Annotated in this window: 14 protein-coding genes and 1 pseudogene; 12 read left to right on the forward strand and 3 right to left on the reverse strand. The window is 74.0% G+C overall.

What is annotated here, in order from left to right; genetic code table 11:
* Window positions 1-315 precede the first annotated feature (315 nt).
* Window positions 316-1,596 (reverse strand): hypothetical protein, encoded by a 1,281-nt coding sequence (locus tag JQN84_RS03040; protein WP_204956846.1) that lies wholly within the window; start codon window positions 1,594-1,596, stop codon window positions 316-318.
* A gap of 308 nt (window positions 1,597-1,904) precedes the next feature.
* Between JQN84_RS03040 and rsmD the strand changes: the two genes are divergently transcribed.
* The 9 genes and pseudogenes from rsmD (at window position 1,905) to JQN84_RS03085 (ending at window position 9,897) form a co-directional block, all read left to right on the forward strand.
* Complete coding sequence (rsmD, locus tag JQN84_RS03045; RefSeq protein ID WP_204956847.1) at window positions 1,905-2,468, forward strand: 16S rRNA (guanine(966)-N(2))-methyltransferase RsmD; 564 nt, start codon at window positions 1,905-1,907, stop codon at window positions 2,466-2,468.
* Window positions 2,465-2,950, forward strand: a complete 486-nt coding sequence (coaD, locus tag JQN84_RS03050; protein ID WP_088646035.1) for a pantetheine-phosphate adenylyltransferase — start codon at window positions 2,465-2,467, stop codon at window positions 2,948-2,950. Before rsmD ends, coaD begins: the two co-directional genes overlap by 4 nt.
* Before the next feature lie 171 nt (window positions 2,951-3,121).
* On the forward strand, window positions 3,122-3,619 hold the full coding sequence (locus tag JQN84_RS03055) for an SPFH domain-containing protein (protein WP_204956848.1): 498 nt from the start codon (window positions 3,122-3,124) through the stop codon (window positions 3,617-3,619).
* A 110-nt stretch (window positions 3,620-3,729) separates the two neighbouring features.
* Window positions 3,730-4,293, forward strand: a complete 564-nt coding sequence (locus tag JQN84_RS03060) for a YceD family protein (protein WP_204956849.1) — start codon at window positions 3,730-3,732, stop codon at window positions 4,291-4,293.
* Between the two features lie 5 nt (window positions 4,294-4,298).
* Window positions 4,299-4,472, forward strand: coding sequence for a 50S ribosomal protein L32 (gene rpmF, locus JQN84_RS03065; protein WP_088646032.1), 174 nt, complete (start codon window positions 4,299-4,301; stop codon window positions 4,470-4,472).
* Window positions 4,473-4,607: 135 nt separating this feature from the next.
* A pseudogene (locus JQN84_RS03070) lies at window positions 4,608-5,549 on the forward strand (phosphate acyltransferase PlsX); the annotation flags it as partial.
* Between the two features lie 152 nt (window positions 5,550-5,701).
* A complete protein-coding gene (rnc, locus tag JQN84_RS03075) occupies window positions 5,702-6,604 on the forward strand; it encodes a ribonuclease III (RefSeq protein ID WP_239484641.1) in 903 nt (300 codons plus the stop codon).
* A complete protein-coding gene (gene mutM, locus JQN84_RS03080; protein ID WP_204956850.1) occupies window positions 6,597-7,454 on the forward strand; it encodes a bifunctional DNA-formamidopyrimidine glycosylase/DNA-(apurinic or apyrimidinic site) lyase in 858 nt (285 codons plus the stop codon). Before rnc ends, mutM begins: the two co-directional genes overlap by 8 nt.
* Before the next feature lie 223 nt (window positions 7,455-7,677).
* Complete coding sequence (locus tag JQN84_RS03085; RefSeq protein ID WP_204956851.1) at window positions 7,678-9,897, forward strand: MMPL family transporter; 2,220 nt, start codon at window positions 7,678-7,680, stop codon at window positions 9,895-9,897.
* A 96-nt stretch (window positions 9,898-9,993) separates the two neighbouring features.
* Here JQN84_RS03085 and JQN84_RS03090 read toward each other — a convergent pair whose 3' ends face one another.
* Both JQN84_RS03090 and JQN84_RS03095 read right to left on the reverse strand, forming a co-directional pair.
* A complete protein-coding gene (locus JQN84_RS03090; RefSeq protein WP_204956852.1) occupies window positions 9,994-10,899 on the reverse strand; it encodes an endo alpha-1,4 polygalactosaminidase in 906 nt (301 codons plus the stop codon).
* Between the two features lie 108 nt (window positions 10,900-11,007).
* The gene (locus JQN84_RS03095; protein ID WP_239484642.1) at window positions 11,008-12,798 is read right to left on the reverse strand and encodes a CAP domain-containing protein; all 1,791 of its coding nucleotides are present in this window, start codon (window positions 12,796-12,798) and stop codon (window positions 11,008-11,010) included.
* A 308-nt stretch (window positions 12,799-13,106) separates the two neighbouring features.
* On the opposite strand from JQN84_RS03095, the gene JQN84_RS03100 reads away from it, so the two are divergent.
* The 3 genes from JQN84_RS03100 to JQN84_RS03110 all read left to right on the forward strand — a co-directional run bounded on the left by JQN84_RS03100 (window position 13,107) and on the right by JQN84_RS03110 (window position 17,818).
* Window positions 13,107-13,301 (forward strand): hypothetical protein, encoded by a 195-nt coding sequence (locus tag JQN84_RS03100; protein ID WP_067305353.1) that lies wholly within the window; start codon window positions 13,107-13,109, stop codon window positions 13,299-13,301.
* Between the two features lie 291 nt (window positions 13,302-13,592).
* Window positions 13,593-17,201: a chromosome segregation protein SMC gene (gene smc, locus JQN84_RS03105; RefSeq protein ID WP_204956853.1), complete on the forward strand. Its 3,609-nt coding sequence runs from the start codon at window positions 13,593-13,595 to the stop codon at window positions 17,199-17,201.
* Entirely contained in the window at window positions 17,201-17,818 is a 618-nt protein-coding gene (locus tag JQN84_RS03110; RefSeq protein ID WP_204956854.1) for an HAD family hydrolase, read from the forward strand. The genes smc and JQN84_RS03110 overlap by 1 nt, the downstream gene beginning before the upstream one ends.
* The last annotated feature ends 14 nt before the right edge of the window (window positions 17,819-17,832 follow it).

A 17,832-nucleotide genomic window follows, 5' to 3' on the forward strand; every position in this document is an offset into this window, starting at 1 on the left:
ACGCATCAAGCCGTGGCAGCCTGCCCGGTCTCGGAGTTCGCGGCTGTCGGGTCCACTCCGTCCGGTTCGTTTCGGTGGGTTTCGGGTCGGTTCGTGCGGTGAATCGTCAACGTCATCAGATCTAAAGGACGCCCATGAGGTTATTGGTGCCCGCGAGGTACCGGGTAGCGCTGGAGCGGTTGGCGGTCGTGGTGTCGGCAACCGCGTCTGCTCCGTCCAATCGGCTCCGCGCCGGGGCCAGAGAGCGACGCAGGCGCGTGCCGACGATCCGGTCGGCACGCGCCTGCGTCGTGGTGCGGGTCAGCGGTGTTGCGGTCAGACGGTGAAGCGGATCCGCCGACGTCGGGCGACGAGGAAGAGCACCGCGCCGGCCACCAGCAGGGTGGCCGCGCCGGCCGCGATGGCGCCGGCCGCCGCACCGGTCACCGGGAGGCCGCCGTCCTGGTCGCCGCCGCCACCACCGCCGCCGCCGGTGGACGGGCAGTCCTTCGGCTGCTCCCACTTCAGCGGGCCGCCGGAGTCGAGGTCACCGGTGACGGTGACGGTGAGCCCCTTGCTGGCCGGGAAGCTGACCGTCCCGGTCCGGCCGGGCTCGACGGTGAGCTTCTTCGGTTCGCCCTTGTTGGGGGTGAACACCGAGGTCAGCGGGGTGCCGTCCTCCGGGTTGCTGATCCGGAAGGTCATCTTGTCGCAGCTCGACTCGTAGCTGGCGTCGGGGGTGCCGGCCTCGGGCTGCTGGCAGTCGGCGGGCTTCTGCCAGCCGCCGGTGAAGTCCTTCATGCCGGGGGCGGTGACGGTGATCTCCTGCGCCTCGCCGGCGCTGAGCTTGCGGGTCTCGATCTTGCGGAGCGGGACGGTCACCTTCTCGGTGAAGCCGCCGCTGCCGACGATGGCGAAGGTCGCCTCGGCGTTGCCGCTGCGGTTGACCAGGGTCAGCTCGACGTTGCCGTCGCAGTCGGACTCGGCGATCACCTCCGGTGCCGCCGAGCAGGTGCCCGAGCCGCCGTTGTACCAGGCGCTCGGGCCGGTGGAGCGGGCGCCGATGCCGCTCGGGCTGCCGACCTTGCGGTCGCCGTACCGGTCGCTGGTGTCGGTCAGCGGGTCGATCAGCTTGCTGCCGAAGACGAAGTCGACCTGGGTGTAGCAGTTGGGCACCTCGACGGCGAAGTCGAGGGTGGCCACGCCCAGCTCGCCCGGGGCCACCCCGGTGAACTTCTTGACCGACTTGTCGAGCACGTACTGCGGGACGGCGAACTTCGCCGACGGCGTCACGTACGACACCAGGGCCAGGTCCTGCTCCTCACCCCGGCACAGCGGGCCGTTGGTCAGCGTGATCGACGCCTTGCCCGCCGGCCCGTCGAAGGTGTGCGTGTAGCGCGCGTCGGCGGCGGCGACGCAGGACGGCGCGGGCTCCCCGCCGGGCGGGGTGGTGGCCGTCGCGCTCGGCGTGGCGGTCGCCGTCGGCGTGGCCGTCGGTGACGGTGAGGCTGAGGTGGCGCCCGCCGGGGCGGTCAGGGCGAGGACCGTGGCCAGGCCGGCCAGCGCGGCGGCGGTCACGGCGAGCGGTCGCCGTGGCGACAGCGGGGGACGGATCACGCGTACTCCCGGGGTGAAGATGCGTCAGGGCGCGGCGGGGGTGGCGTCTGCCGGGTCACGGCAGGATCTGGGAGTGCCGTGACGACGCCGGTGCGGCGCCCTGGCCGGCGGAGCGGCACCGGCACCGGGCCGACCCTAGTGGGCCCGTCGATACGGACACAGTGCACAGCCGGCACCCGGAGTGTTGTTATACATATGAGATCATTGATATACCCGAAGTGATCACTCCGTCACCCGGTCGGGGTGCACCGCGTCGCCGGCCCGCGCCGCCCGTCGCGTAGCGTCACAGGCATGCACAGGGGCAGACCGTGACCCGGATCGTGGCCGGCACGCTCGGCGGACGCCGGATCGCCGCACCCGCCGGCGGCGGCACCCGGCCGACCTCCGACCGGGTCCGGGAGGCGCTGTTCAGCGCCGTCAGCGCCGAGGTGGACCTGGACGGGGCACGCTTCGCCGACCTGTACGCCGGCTCCGGCGCGGTCGGCCTGGAGGCGTTGTCCCGGGGTGCGGCGCACGTGCTGCTCGTCGAGTCCGACCCCCGCGCCGCCCGGGTGATCCGGGAGAACGTCGCCGCGCTGCGGGCCGCCCCTGCCGCCCGGCTGGTCACCGGCAGGGTGGCCGGGGTGGTCGCGGCCGGGCCCGGCGACGCGCCGTACGACGTGGTCTTCGCCGACCCCCCGTACGCGGTGCCGGACGACGAGATCACCGCCCTGCTGACCGGGCTGGTGGAGCACGACTGGCTGGCCCCCGACGCGCTGGTGGTGGTCGAGCGGTCCACCCGGGGCGGCCCGGTCGACTGGGTGCAGGGCATCACTGCCGGGCGCAGCCGGCGTTACGGCGAGACCACTCTTTGGTACGGTCGCCGATCATGAGACGTGCGGTGTGTCCCGGCTCGTTCGACCCGGTCACCAACGGCCACCTCGACATCATCGGACGGGCCAGCCGGCTCTTCGACGAGGTGATCGTCGGCGTGCTGGTGAACCAGTCCAAGAGCGGCCTGTTCACCGTCGAGGAGCGGATCGACATGCTCCGCGAGGTGACCTCCTCGTACGGCAACGTCCGGGTCGCGTCCTTCCGGGGGCTGCTCGTCGACTTCTGCCGGGCACAGGAGGCGAGTGTGCTGATCAAGGGCCTGCGGGCGGTCAGCGACTTCGACTACGAGTTGCAGATGGCGCAGATGAACATCGGCCTGGCCGGCGTGGAGACGCTGTTCATGCCGACCAACCCGCTCTACTCCTTCCTCTCCTCCAGCCTGGTCAAGGACGTGGCGAAGTGGGGCGGCGACATCTCCTCCCACGTGCCCGACACCGTCCGCCGGGCGCTCCAGGCCCGGCTGACCGTCCCGCGTCCCTGACCGTACGCCCCCGCCCAGCCGGAGGCGGGGCCGCAGCGGACCGGGCGGCGCGTCGGGGCGGGGTGGTGGCGGCGGTGGTGGCCGGGGCACGACATCATGTGGTGCAGCGCCGAAGTCGGGCGCAGGCCGCATCATGTAGGTCGGCAGACGAACGACAGGGGTGAGGTACCGGTGGACCCGCTCGATCGCATCGACGAACTGATCGGCGTGCTGGAGCAGGCGCGCTCCGTCCCGATGTCGCGCAACAACTGCATGGTCGACCGGGGCGAGATGATCGCCGCTCTCGACGAGATGCGCGCCGACCTCCCCGCCGACCTGCGCCGCGCCGCCGCCCTGCTGGAGGAGCGGGACAAGATCATGGAGGCCGGTAAGCGGGAGGCCGACCGGATCATCAGCGAGGGTGAGGCGGAACACGCCCGGCTGGTCTCGGTGAACGAGATCACCGTCTCCGCCGAGCACGAGGGGGCCCGGATCATCGCCGAGGCCCGCGCCGAGGCGCAGCGGCTGCGCGAGGAGGTCGACGACTACGTCGACACCGCGCTGGCGAACTTCGAGCAGTTCCTCACCCGGGCGCTGGCCTCGATCGAGCGCGGGCGGGACAAGATGCACGCGCTGCGGGAGATCGGCACCTTCGGTGGGGACGAGGCGGAACGCCCGTTACCCTTCTGAGCGGCACCTCATCCCACCGACGGACGGGTCGGGCGTCGCCCCCGGTTCGACGACCCGGCGGTCGCCCAGGTAACCTTTTTTGTCGGCCTCTCACCGGCCGGAGTCTGACTATGCCCAAACACTCGCCTTCATCACTCAACCCCAGGGCGCCGCTGGTCCTCGACACGAGGGACCTGCCGCGTCGCCCTGGCGCGTTGCGTACGCATCGGCGGGTCGTGCCGGCACCGGCGGACCTCGGCGTGGAGTTGATCGGCGTGCCGGAGGGCGCGGACCTCGACCTCGACCTGAGGTTGGAGTCGGTGTCCGAGGGCGTGCTCGTCTCCGGGACCGTGACCGGTCCCGTCCAGGGCGAGTGCGGTCGTTGCCTGCGCGCGATCGACTACTCGTTGACCGTGAACGTCCAGGAGCTGTACGCGTACGAGAACAGCACCACGGACATCACGACCGACGAGGACGAGGTGGGCCGGATGCAGGACGATCTGATCGACCTGGAGCCGGCGCTGCGGGACGCGGTGGTGCTCACGCTGCCGACCAACCCGCTCTGCCGGGAGGACTGCCCGGGACTGTGCCCCGAATGCGGGGTGCACCGGGACGATCTGCCGGCCGATCACAGCCACCAGCAGATCGACCCGCGTTGGGCGAGCCTGTCGCAACTGAACCGTACAGAGGAGTAGGAACCGTGGCCGTCCCCAAGCGCAAGATGTCGCGCAGCAACACCCGGTCCCGCCGGGCGAACTGGAAGGCGGCTGTGGTCGCGACCGTGGCCTGCCCGCAGTGCAAGTCCCCCAAGCTGCCGCACGCGGCGTGCTCCGTCTGCGGCACGTACAACGGCCGCCAGGTCCTCGAGGTCTGACCTGGACGCCGAGTGACACCCCCGACCACAGGTCGGGTGGCGCGCGCACCCCGGCGATCGCCCGGTGCTCCGGCCCCCTCCGATGCCGTCCGGCCTGATCCGGCCGGCGCGACGAGGGGGCCGGGCACCGCGCGGATCGCCGTTGACCTCCTCGGCGGGGACGATGCTCCCGCCGTCGTGGTTGACGGCGCTCTGCGGGCGGTGCGGGCCGACCCGGACCTGCACCTGCTGCTCGTCGGCCCGACCGAGGTCGCGGCCGGGATCGTCGACGCCCTGACCCCGGCGCAACGCACCCGGATCACCATCCGCGCCACCCGTACCGCCGCCGGGCCGACCGAGCACGCGCCCCGCGCCGACAGCACCGTCCGGGCCGCCGTCTCCGCCGTCCGCGACGGCGCCGCCGACGCGCTCGTCTCCGCCGGGTCCACCGGCGCCACCGTCTCCGCCGCCGCCCTCGGCTTCGGCCGCTGGCCCGACGTGCGCCGGCCCGCGCTGGTGGCGACGCTCCCGGCCGTCTCCGGCCCGGTGGTGCTGCTCGACGTCGGCGGCTCGCTGGAACCCCGCCCGGCCACCCTGGCCCGGCACGCCGTGCTCGGCGCGGCCTACGCCGCCGTCGCCCACGCCGTTGCCGCCCCCCGGGTCGGCCTGCTCTCGGTCGGCACCGAGGCCGGCAAGGGGGACCGCCCGCGCCGCACCGCCGACCCCCTGCTCGCCGCCACCGCGTTGCCCGGCGACGCCCGCTACGTCGGCCTGGTCGAGGGGTACGACGTGACGTCCGGCATCCGCGCCGACGTGGTGGTCACCGACGGCTTCACCGGCAACATCCTGCTCAAGGCCATCGAGGGGGCGTACGCGATGGCCGGGGGCCCACCGACCAGCGGCGGGGCGCCGCGGGCGGCGGCCCTGCTCGGGGTCGCCGGGACGGTGGTGGTCTGCCACGGCGCGGCCACCCCGGACGACGTCGCCTCCGGTATCGCCCTGGCCGCCCACCTCTGGCGTCGCCGGGCCACCGACCAGGTCCGGGAGCAGGTCGCGCTCGTTCCCGCAGGCGACGGAACCGACCCGGAGCGGGAGGACGCCCCCACCCGTTCCGCCGCCGACCGGGTCCACGGGGTGGCCGTGGACAGCGGACCCGCGCCGGCCGACCCGGCGGTCCAGAACGCACCCGTCGCCCGGCACGCGGGTCATCCGCCCGCGTACCCCGGCGGGACCGAAGCAGAGGTAGGAACATGAGCAACGACAAGCGGCGGCGTGCACCCGTCAGCCACCTGGAGGCGGCGTTCGGGGTGACACTCGACGCCGAGCTGCTGGAGCGGGCCCTGACCCACCGGTCGTACGCGTACGAGAACGGCGGGCTGCCCACCAACGAGCGGTTGGAGTTCCTCGGCGACTCGGTGCTCGGTGTAGTGATCACCACGGCGCTGTTCCGTAACCACCCCGACCTGCCCGAGGGGCAACTGGCCAAGCTGCGGGCCAGCGTGGTCAACATGCGTGCCCTGGCCGACGTGGCCCGGGGCCTCGGCCCGGACGGGCTCGGCGCCTACCTGCTGCTCGGCAAGGGCGAGGAGACCACCGGCGGGCGGGACAAGGCGAGCATCCTGGCCGACACCCTGGAGGCGCTGCTCGGCGCGATCTACCTCCAGCACGGGCTGGACACCGCGGCGGTCGTCATCCACCGGCTGTTCGATCCGCTGATGGCCGAGTCGGCGGGCCGGGGCGCGGCGCTGGACTGGAAGACCAGCCTCCAGGAGTTGACCGCCGCGCTGGGCCTGGGGGTGCCCGAGTACCGGATCGAGGGCACCGGCCCGGACCACCTGAAGACCTTCACCGCCTGGGTGGTGGTGGCCGGCAACCGCTACGGCGGGTCGGAGGGGCGCAGCAAGAAGGAGGCCGAGCAGCGGGCCGCCGAGGCGGCCTGGCGGGAACTCACCGCCCAGGCCGAGCAGGACCGGGCCGGCACCGGGCCGGCCGACGCCGACGCCGACGCCGACGCGTCGCCCGGGTCCACCGGCGATAGCCCGACCGGGTCCAGCGGCGACGGCACGGTGGGGGCCGACGGCGACGGACCGGCCGCCGACGCGGCGGTGCCGGCGGGGGACGAAACCGCCGAGGCGGGACTGGGTCGTGCCTGAACTGCCCGAGGTCGAGACCGTACGGCAGGGGCTGGCCCAGTGGGTCACCGGCCGGCGGATCGCGACGGTGGAGGTGCGTCACCCCCGGGCCGTGCGACGGCACCTGCCCGGCGCGGCGCACTTCGCCGACGTGCTGGCCGGCCGGACGGTGACCGACGTGCGGCGGCGCGGCAAGTACCTCTGGCTACCACTGGACAGCGGTGACGCGCTCGTCGGCCACCTGGGCATGTCGGGGCAGTTGCTGCTCCAGCCGGCCGAGGCGGCCGACGAACTGCACCTGCGGGTCCGGTTCCGGTTCGCCGACGACGGCCCGCAACTGCGCTTCGTCGACCAGCGGACGTTCGGCGGGCTCGCGGTCAGCGAGGGCGGCGCCGAACTGCCCGCCGAGATCGCCCACATCGCCCGCGACCCGATGGACCCGGAGTTCTCCGACGCCGGGTTCGTCGCCGCCCTGCGCCGCAGGCGTACCGAGGTCAAGCGGGCCCTGCTGGACCAGACGCTGCTGTCCGGGGTGGGCAACATCTACGCCGACGAGGCCCTGTGGCGGGCCCGGCTGCACGGTGCCCGCCCGACCGACGCGGTGACCGCCCCCGCTGCGGGCCGGCTGCTCGGGCACGTGCGGGACGTCCTCGGCGAGGCGATCACGCAGGGCGGCACCAGCTTCGACGACCTGTACGTCAACGTCAACGGGGAGAGCGGCTACTTCGACAGGTCGCTGAACGTCTACGGCCGGGAGGGTGAGCCCTGCCGGCGGTGCGGCGCGCCGATCCGTCGGGAGGCGTTCATGAACCGGTCGTCGTACAGCTGCCCCCGCTGTCAGCCCCGGCCCCGGGGTGCCCTCAGGGGCTGACCCCGATCCGGTTCGGGGTTGCGCCGGTGTGCCGCGCCGCCGCCACCCCGGGACGCCGCCGGATTTTCCCCGATCCACCCGATCGGTCGTCCCGGTCGGCCCGGCCCGACCGCTCCCGCGTCCTCGGGGGCGGGCCGGGGCCGTTCCCCGATGTGCCCCGGCGTCGCCGTCCCTAGCGTCAGCACGGTCGGCAGGGCGCCGGCGGGAAGGGGGCCCGACTCAGATGGGCGGCAGACCGGTGACGGTGCGGTTGGCACGGTGGAGCGCGGAGCACCCGTGGCGCGCGATCGCGCTCTGGGTGGTTTTCGTGGCGGTGTGTTTCGTCGGGGGCAACGCCGCCGGCCTGAACGAGGCCACCCAGGCCGACCAGGCGATCGGCGAGTCCGGTCACGCCGACGTGATCGTCACCTCGGGCGAGTTCACCGACCCGGCGGTGGAGAACATCCTGATCACCCCGCGTACCGGCACCCTGGACCGGGCCGCCGCGCAGGCCGCGGCGACCGACGCGGCCGACCGGCTGCGGCAGGTCACCGGGGTGGCGTCGGTGGGCGAGCCGGTGCCGTCGGCCGACGGTGCCGCGCTGCTGGTGCCGGTCACCATGGCCGGTGACCCGGAGACCGCCGCCGACCGGGTGCAGCCGCTGCGTGACGCCACCGCCGGGGTCCAGACCGCCCACCCGCAGCTGCGGATCGAGCAGGTCGGTGGGCCGTCGATCAACCAGGCGCTGGACGACACCCTGGGCCGGGACTTCAAGCGGGCCGAGCTGCTCAGCCTGCCGGTCACCCTGGCCATCCTGATCGTCGCGTTCGGCGCGCTGATCGCCGCCGGGGTGCCGGTGCTGCTGGCGCTCTCCTCGGTGGCCGCCGCGATGGGACTGTCCACCCTCGCCTCCCACCTGGTGCCCGCCACCGACACCACCTCCAGCGTGATCCTGCTGATCGGGATGGCCGTCGGGGTGGACTACTCGCTGTTCTACGTCCGACGGGAACGGGAGGAACGGGCCAAGGGCCGGTCCGGGCTGGACGCGGTGGAGATCGCCGCCGAGACGTCCGGGCACGCCGTGGTCGTCTCCGGCTTCGCGGTGATCATCTCGATGGCCGGCCTGATGCTCGCCGACGACGTGGTCTTCTCCTCCCTCGCCGTCGGGTCGATCCTGGTGGTGGCCGTCGCGGTGACCGGTTCGCTGACCGTGCTGCCGGCGCTGCTGGCCAAGCTGGGCCGCTGGGTGGACCGGCCCCGGGTGCCGCTGCTGTGGCGGCTCACCGCCCCCCGCGCCGGGCGGCACGGGCAGCCGGCCCGGCCCCGGTTCTGGCCGGCGGTGCTGCGGCCCGCGCTGCGCGCACCCCGGGCCACCCTGATCGTCTCGGTGGGGCTGCTGCTCGCTCTGGCCGCTCCGGCCCTCGGCATGAAGCTGAAGTTCCCCGGCATGGAGGACCTGCCCCGGACCACGCCGGCCATGCAGGCGTACGACCGGTTGACCGCCGCCTTCCCGAGCACCGGCACCAGCCACACGGTCGCCGTACGGGCCCCCGCCGACCAGGCCGACCGGGTGCGGGCCGCGCTGACCGGGCTGGCCCGTACCGCCGCCGCCGACCCGCTGTTCGCCCCGGCCGAGGCGGACGGCCCGAAGATCGAGGTGTCGGCGGACCGCCGGGTGTCCGTGCTGGAGGTGGCCACCCCGTACGCCAGCCGGGACGACCGGTCCGTGCGTTCCCTGCACGAACTCCGCGACGACCTGCTGCCGGCCGCGCTGCGCGGCATCCCCGGCGTCGAGTACGCCGTGGGCGGCGGGGTCGCCGCCAGCGAGGACTACGCCCGGCACATCAAGGAGAAGCTGCCCCTGGTGATGGCGTTCGTGCTGGCGCTGACCTTCCTGGTGATGACCTGGACGTTCCGGTCGGTGGTGGTCGCCCTGACCTCGATCCTGCTCAACCTGCTCTCCGCCGGGGCCGCCTACGGCCTGCTGGTGCTGGTCTTCCAGGGCGAGTGGGCGCAGGACCTGCTCGGTTTCACCTCGATGGGGGCGATCGTCTCCTGGCTACCGCTGTTCCTGTTCGTGGTGCTCTTCGGGCTCTCGATGGACTACCACGTCTTCGTCGTCAGCCGGATCAGGGAGGGCATCCGCGCCGGCCGGTCCAACGCCGACGCGGTCGCCTACGGCATCACCTCCTCGGCCGGGGTGGTGACCAGCGCGGCGATCGTGATGGTCGGGGTGTTCGCGATCTTCGCCTCGCTCAGCACGATCGACATGAAGCAGCTCGGCATCGGGCTGGCGGCGGCGATCCTGCTGGACGCCACGATCATCCGGGCGGTGGTGCTGCCGTCGGTGATGACCCTGCTCGGCGAGGCCAACTGGTGGGCCCCCCGCTTCCTGCGCCGCCGCGACCGGCAGGCCGCCACCCCGCCGGCCGAACCGACGCCGGAGCTGGTCGGGGCACACTGACCGGCCGACCGACCCGCCGCCGGTGGCCGCCCGCCCGGGTGGTGCAGCGCCGTGACCGGCGGCACGGGTGACCCGGACCGCACCGCGCGGTCCGGGTCACCGCGGTGTGCCGGGGACCGGCCCGCCGACGCCGGGACAGGGCACCCGCCAGGCGTCCAGCTGCCGGTGCTTGCGGATCGAGGCGAAGCCGTAGCCGGTGCTGGTCACGCAGAACTGCTCCGGGTCACCGGCGTACTCGACGTGGAACACCGGTTTGTGTGCGTCGGCGAAGGGGAGCAGCCGGGCGCAGCGGCGCAACCTGACGCACTCCTGGTCGACCGCGAAGTCGAAGTCCGGGGCCAGGGCGGCCACCTGATCGACGTCGCCGACCAGGCCGGGGGAGAGGTCCAGGTAGCGGGCCAGCCCGGCCACCCGGCGGTTGAACAGCAACTGGTCGTCGAAGCCGAGCGGGAAACCCGACCGGTGGGCGTACCCGTCGGCGTCGATGAGGGCCACCGCGCCGAACCCCTTGCCCCGGCAGAGCCGGAACCGGTCGGCCAGGACGGGTCGCAGCAGGTCCCACCGCCTGACGTCCACCCACCGGGTGCCGGGCCGTCCGGCGGCACCGCCGCGCACCGCCGCCGGGTAGCGGTCGGCGTCCGGGTCCGTGCCGGCGTACGTCCCGACGGGCACGTGACAGATCAGCCGCCGGTCACGCCGACGTAGTTCCCCGGTCTCGGCGGTGCTCACCCGGACCGGGTCGAGCAGCACGACGTCGGCGTCGACGGTGGTGTCGACCGGGCCGGTGAGCTGCCACTGCCACCGCCACTGCCGGGCCACGCCGGTCGGCCACGGGGTCGGTGCACCGGGCGGTCCGAGGTCGGGACGGCAGGCGTACACCGGGGTCAGCAGGGCGAGCGCCAGCGTGGCCGGCAGCACCCGGCGGGCCGGGTGGTGGCGCGGCGGCCGGGTGGGCAGGGGCGACCCGCCGCGCGTCGCGGACGCTGACGGCCGGATGCGCATCGGCGGCTCCCGGGTCCCGTGCGGTACGCCGCACGCCTTACCCGGTCAAACGAGAAGCCCCCGGCGACGACGCGGTCACGTCGTCGCCGGGGGCCGGCCGTCCCCCGGTCAGCGCGGGGCGGCGAAGTCCTGCGTCCAGTACGGCCCGTTGCCGTTGGCCACCCCGACGCCGATCTCGGTGAACGCGCAGTTGAGGATGTTGGCCCGGTGGCCGGAACTGTTCATCCAGGCGTCCATCACCGCGGCCGGGGTCTGCTGGTTCCAGGCGACGTTCTCGCCGTAGGTGCGCCAGGCGTAGCCGGCCCGGTCCAGCCGCTGCCCGGCGTTGCTGCCGTCGCTGCCGGTGTGCGTCATGGTCTCGTGGTCGGCCTGGTCCTGGCTGTGCTGCTGGGCGGCGAGGGTCAGTTTGGCGTCCACCGTGACCGCCGCGCAGCCGGCCTTGGCCCGCTCGGCGTTGACCAGGTCGACGACCTGCTGGGCCTGGCTGCCCCCACCGCCGCCGCTGGCCGCCGCCCGGGTGGTGGTGGGGGCGGCCGGGGCCACGGTGCCGGAGCCGCCCCGGGCGGTCTGCCGCGACGCCGCCTGGGTCCGGCTCGGGGTGGGCGTCGGGGTGGCGGTCCGGCTCGGCGACGGGCTCGCCGACGTCGGTGCCGGGCTCGGCGACGCGCTGGGGGAGGCCGGGGCACTGGTGTCCGGGGCGGTGTCCGGGATGACCGGCGCGGTGGCCACCGGCTCGTCGAGGGCGGCCCGGTCGGCGTTGCCGTCGTCGTCGGGCAGCAGCAGCGCGCCCATGCCGAGGCTCACCACCAGGGTCGCCGCCGCGGCGGCCCCACCGATCAGCACCGGACGCTTCAGCCGGCGACGCGGCCGGCCGGGGCCGGTGGGTGTCGGCCGGCCGTCGCCGGTGGGTGTCGTCGGTCCGCCGGCCGGCACGACCGCCGAGGCAAGCACGGTGGCGTTCCGGTCGGCAGGCCCGGAACCGGCTCCGCTCAGGTACGCCTGCCGCCCGTCCGGTCCGCCCACCCAGGGCCCGTCCTGCTCGGTGGCCGGGTGCGTGTCCCCGCCCCACGTCCCGGCCGGTTCGCCCTGCCATTGCCCGGTCTGCTCGTCCTGCCACCGGTCGGCCGGCTCACCGTGGGTGTCCTGCCAGCGGTCGGCGGCATCGCCGTGCCACGGCCCGGCCTGCTCGCCACCCCACGTCCCGGCCGGCTCGCCGTGCCACCGGTCGGTCTGCCCGCCCTGCGTGTCCGGCCACCGGTCGGCGTGCCCGCCCTGCCAGCCACCGGCCGGTTCGCCCTGCCACTGCCCGTCGGATTCGCCCTGCCACTGCCCGGTCGGCGTGTCCTGCCACGAACCGGCGTGCCCGCCCTGCGTGGGACCGGTCTGGTCAGCCTGCCAGCGGTCGGTCCGGTCGTCCTGCCAGGTCCCGGTCGGTTCATCCTGCCGACGGTCGGTCCGGTCGGTGGCCGGCCACTGCTCGGCGGCCGCTGCGGTCCACCGGCCGGTCGGCTCGTCGCGCCACCGGTCCGCCGGCTCGTTCTGCCACGTTCCGGTCGGTTCCGCCGGGTGCTGGCCGGGTGCCGCGTCGGTCCGGTGGTCACCGGCGGGGGGCGGTCCGGCGGCCCAGCGGTCGGGTCCACCCGCGAAGCGCCCGGCGGAGGTGCCGGCCGGGTCGGGGCCGGTCCGATCCGGGCCGTCCGGCGTCGGGTCGTCACCGAAGAGGTACGCCGAGCGGGGCTCGGGACGGTCGGTCAGCCAGGCCGGGTCGTCCGTCGACGGCTGCGGCCGTCGGTATGCGGCGTCCGGGTCGTTCGGATCGGTCCAGCCGTACACGCCTGTCGCCTCCACGGGTCGCTTGCGGGCCGGGGTGACGCTACGGCGGCCACGGAACAGCGGCAATGTGGCTAAGGAAGAGTTAAGGCGGGGCGACCGTTCAGGGTCACCGTACCCGGCGGGGGAGGCGTAGAGTCAAGAAGTCCGGACAGAGAGTGTCCGAGCCTTGCGGCCCCCTCGGCAAGTGCACAGGGCAGACGTGGAGATGATCTACGGCCTGCGAGAACTTGACGAACGAGGGGTTGTCGCTCAATATGTAGGTGTCGCCAGTCGCGCCCAGCCACGCCCGGATTCCGATGGCCTGGTAGTAGTCGCGAACACGAAATGGGCGCGCGTTGGCCGGCTTTTCCGGCAGCGCATATCAAGGAGTCAGCATGGCGAAGGCCCTCTACGGCCACGTAGGTGCAGCGCCCGACCGGCGTCTGCTCGACGAGGTCACCCGACTGCGTTCCAGGGTCCAGGCCCTGGAGTTCGAGATCACGCGCCTGCGTGCCGACAACGATCGGCTCGCGGCGGCTGCGGCGGAGGTGGACGACCTCCTCCGGCTGGCCGAGCCGGCGCTCACCTGATCCTCGGCATCGCAGAAAACTGAACAGCACCACCGCGAAAAAGCGCGCCGACACTTTTGTGCCGGCGCGCAGTGCTGTCCGCCACATTTCTACCGCCCACCAATTCGCGATCTTGCGAACCGATGTGGCGTGGCGCACTCCGATCAATTCCACCCCCGAGTGCGCGGTGCGACCGGGGATGCCGGGGCGGGTCGCGTGCCGCTCACCGCGTACCCACGGGTTAGTCTGCGGGTTCATCAGGTCCGCGCAGCCCGCGATGCCTGCGGTGGCCACCGGACGAGGATCGGACAGGTGCATCTCAAGAGTCTGACGGTGAAGGGGTTCAAGTCCTTCGCCTCCGCCACGACGCTGAAGCTGGAGCCCGGGATCACCTGCGTGGTGGGCCCGAACGGCTCCGGCAAGTCCAACGTCGTCGACGCGATCGCCTGGGTGTTGGGCGAGCAGGGTGCCAAGGCGCTGCGCGGCGGCAAGATGGAGGACGTCATCTTCGCCGGCACCGCCGGTCGGGCGCCGCTGGGCCGGGCCGAGGTCACCCTCACCATCGACAACACCGACGGCGCGCTGCCGATCGAGTACACCGAGGTTTCCATCACCCGCCGGATGTTCCGCTCCGGCGAGAGCGAGTACGAGATCAACGGCGACTCGTGCCGGCTGCTCGACATCCAGGAACTGCTCAGCGACTCCGGCATCGGCCGGGAGATGCACATCATCGTCGGTCAGGGCCGGCTGGACGGCATGCTGCACGCCAAGCCGGAGGACCGCCGCTCGTTCATCGAGGAGGCGGCCGGCGTCCTCAAGCACCGCAAGCGCAAGGAGAAGGCGCTGCGGAAGCTCGACGCGATGCAGACGAACCTCAACCGGCTGACCGACCTCACCGCCGAGCTGCGCCGTCAGCTCAAGCCGCTGGGGCGACAGGCCGAGGTGGCCCGCCGGGCCGCCGCCATCCAGGCCAACCTGCGCGACGCCCGGCTCCGGCTGCTCGCCGACGACCTGCACACCCTGCGGGTCACCCTGGACAAGGAGATCGCCGACGAGACGGCGCTGCGGGAGCGGCGCGAACAGATCGAGGGTGAGCACGTCGAGGTCCAGGGCCGCCTCGGTGAGCTGGAGGCGGCGCTGGCCGAGGATGCGCCGCTGCTCGCCGCCGCCCAGGATACCTGGTACAAGCTCTCCGCCCTGTCCGAACGGTTCCGCTCGGTGGAGCAACTGGCCCGGGAGCGGCTGCGTCACCTCAGCGCCACCGGCGACGACGAGCGCCCCGGCCGCGACCCCGACCAGCTGGAGGCCGAGTCGCAGCGGGTCCGCGAGCAGGAGGAGGAGCTGCGCGCGGCGCTCACCGACGACCAGATCCGGCTCGCCGAGGCCGTCGAGCACCGGCAGGAGCTGGAACGGCAGCTCGCCGCCGCCGAGCGGGAACTGGTCGCCGCCGCCAAGGCGATCGCCGACCGGCGGGAGGGGCTGGCCCGGCTGACCGGGCAGGTGAACTCGGCGCAGGCGCGGACCACCAGCGCCGGTGAGGAGATCGACCGGCTCGCCGCCGCCCACGCCGACGCGCTGGCCCGCGCCGACCAGGCCCAGGCCGAGCTGGACGCGGTCGCCGAACAGTCCACCGAGGCCGACCGGGACAACGCCGAACTCGACGACCGGCACGCCGAGGCGGTGGCCGCCCACGAGCGGGCGCAGGCCACCGTCCGGGCGCTGGCCGACACCGAGCGGGCCGCCGAGAAGGATGCCGCGACGTGGAAGGCCCGCGAGGAGGCGCTCGCCCTGGGGCTGCGCCGCAAGGACGGTGCCGGGGCGCTGCTCGCCCGCGCCGACGAGGTGCCCGGTCTGCTGGGCAGCCTGGCCGGGTTGCTCACCGTCGCCGCCGGCCACGAGGCCGCGCTCGCCGCCGCGCTCGGCGGGCTGGCCGACGCGGTCGCGGTCACCGGTGTCGACGAGGCCGTCGAGGCGATGCGGCTGCTGAAGATCTCCGACGCCGGCCGGGCCGGCCTGCTGGTCGGCAGCCCCGCCGGCCCCGGCATGACCGGCTCCGCCGACGCGCTGCGCCCCCGGCTGCCGGAGACCGCCAGATGGGCGCCGGACCTGGTGGAGTGCGCCCCCGAGCTGCGTCCCGCCGTGCACCGGGCGCTGCGCGACGTGGCGCTGGTCGACGACCTCGCCGCCGCCGCCGAGCTGGTCGCCGGCAACCCGGAGCTGCGCGCGGTCACCCCGGACGGTGACGTGGTCGGGGCGTACGCGGCGGCCGGCGGGTCGGCCAAGGCGGCCAGCTTCATCGAGGTGCAGGCCGCCGTGGAGGAGGCCCGCACCAACCGGCACACCGCTGAGCGGACGGCCGCCGAGCTGCGCGAACAACTCGTCGACGCCCGGGCCGAGGTGACTGCGGCCAAGGAGGCGGTGCAGCACGCCGCCGCCGCGAAGCGGGAAGCGGAGAGCCACCGCAACGCCGCCGCCCGCCGGCTGGCCGAGCTGGGCGCGGCGGCCCGGTCGGCGAAGGCGGAGACCGACCGGCTCGGCGAGAGCCGGTCCCGCGCCGAGGCGGCCCGGGAACGTGACCTGGCCGCCCTCGCCGAGCTGGCGGAACGGCTGCGGCTGGCCGAGGACACCCCGATCGACGCGGAACCCTCCACCGAGGAACGGGACCAACTCGCCGCGATGGTGCCCCGGGCCCGGCAGAACGAGATGGAGGTCCGCCTCGCGGTGCGTACCGCCGAGGAGCGGGTGGCCTCGATCGCCGGCCGGGCCGACTCGCTGGCCCGGCAGGCCACCGCCGAACGGGCGGCCCGGGAGCGGGCGGCGGCCCGGCGGGCGGCCCGGACCCGGGGCGCGGCGATCGCCCGCGCCGTGGTCGGCGGTGCTCGCGAGGCGCTGACCCGGCTCGGCACCTCCATCGCGCGGGCCGAGGAGCACCGCGACGCGGTCGCCCGCGAACGCGCCGCCCGGGAGGCCGAACTCCAGGAGGTACGCGGCGCGGCGAAGCGGCTCGGCGCGGAGCTGGAGCGGCTGACCAGCCAGGTGCACCGGGACGAGGTGGCCCGGGCCGAGCAGCGGCTGCGCATCGAGCAGTTGGAGGCCAAGGCCGCCGAGGACTTCGGCCTGGACGTGGAGACCCTGGTCGCCGAGTACGGCCCGACCCAGCCCGTCCCGCCGACCCCGGTGGACGTGGCGGCGGCCGAACGCGACGGCCTGCCGGTGCCCGAGCCGGTCCGCTATGAGCGGCCGGTGCAGGAGAAGCGGGCCGCCAAGGCGGAACGGGAGTTGGCCCTGCTCGGCAAGGTCAACCCGCTCGCGCTGGAGGAGTTCGCCGCTTTGGAGGAGCGCTTCAAGTTCCTCTCCGAGCAGCTGGAGGACCTCAAGGCCACCCGCCGTGACCTGCTCACCGTGGTCAAGGATGTGGACGAGCGCATCCTGGAGGTCTTCGCCAGCGCGTTCGAAGACACCGCCCGCGAGTTCGAGCAGGTCTTCACGGTGCTGTTCCCCGGCGGCGAGGGCCGGTTGATCCTCACCGAGCCGGACGACCTGCTCACCACCGGCGTGGAGGTGGAGGCCCGGCCGCCCGGCAAGAAGATCAAGCGGCTGTCGCTGCTCTCCGGCGGCGAACGGTCGCTGACCGCGGTGGCGATGCTGGTGGCGATCTTCCGGGCCCGGCCCAGCCCGTTCTACATCATGGACGAGGTGGAGGCGGCCCTCGACGACGTGAACCTGGGCCGGTTGATCACCCTGCTGGCCCAGTTGCGGGAGAAGAGCCAGCTGATCGTCATCACCCACCAGAAACGGACCATGGAGATCGCCGACGCGCTCTACGGCGTGACCATGCGCAGCGGGGTCACCCAGGTGATCAGCCAACGGCTCAACCGGACCGACGCCGAGCGGTCCGACGGACACGAGGAGAATCACTAGTGGCACGGGAACGGCCGACGGCGCTCCTGCTCGACTTCGACGGCGTGCTGCGGCACTGGGACCCGGCGGTGGCCGCCGGCGTCGAACGGGAGTACGGCCTCGCCGCCGGGGTGCTCGGCGAGATCGCCATGCACTGGGGGCGGCTGCAACCGGTGCTGACCGGGCAGGTCAGCCACGCCGACTGGATGTCCAGTGTGGCCGACGCGCTGAGCGAGTCGGTCGGCCCGGAGCGGGCGCGGGCGGCGGTCGAGCAGTGGCAGCGCTACCGGGGCGAGGTCGACGCCGACGTGCTGGCCCTCGTCCGCGCGGCGCGGGCCGGCGGCGTCCGGGTCGGTCTCGGTACCAACGCCACCGACCTGCTCGACACCGACCTCGCCGAGCTGGGTCTGGTCGGCGAGCTGGACGTGGTGGTCAACTCCTCGGTGGTCGGGGTGCACAAGCCGGCGAAGGAGTACTTCCAGGCCGCCTGTGCCGCCCTGGAGACCCCGCCCGCCCGGGTGCTCTTCGTCGACGACGAGGACTGGGCGGTCCGGGGGGCGCGGGCGGCGGGGCTGTCGGCGTACCGGTGGAGCGGGCCGGAGGGTCTGCGCTACCTGCGGGCGGCGCTGGGGCTCTGACCCCGGGCGGGCGG

Origin of the sequence: Micromonospora humidisoli, assembly GCF_016900955.1 — a bacterium.
In the GTDB taxonomy this organism is placed as follows: Bacteria; Actinomycetota; Actinomycetes; order Mycobacteriales; family Micromonosporaceae; genus Micromonospora; species Micromonospora wenchangensis.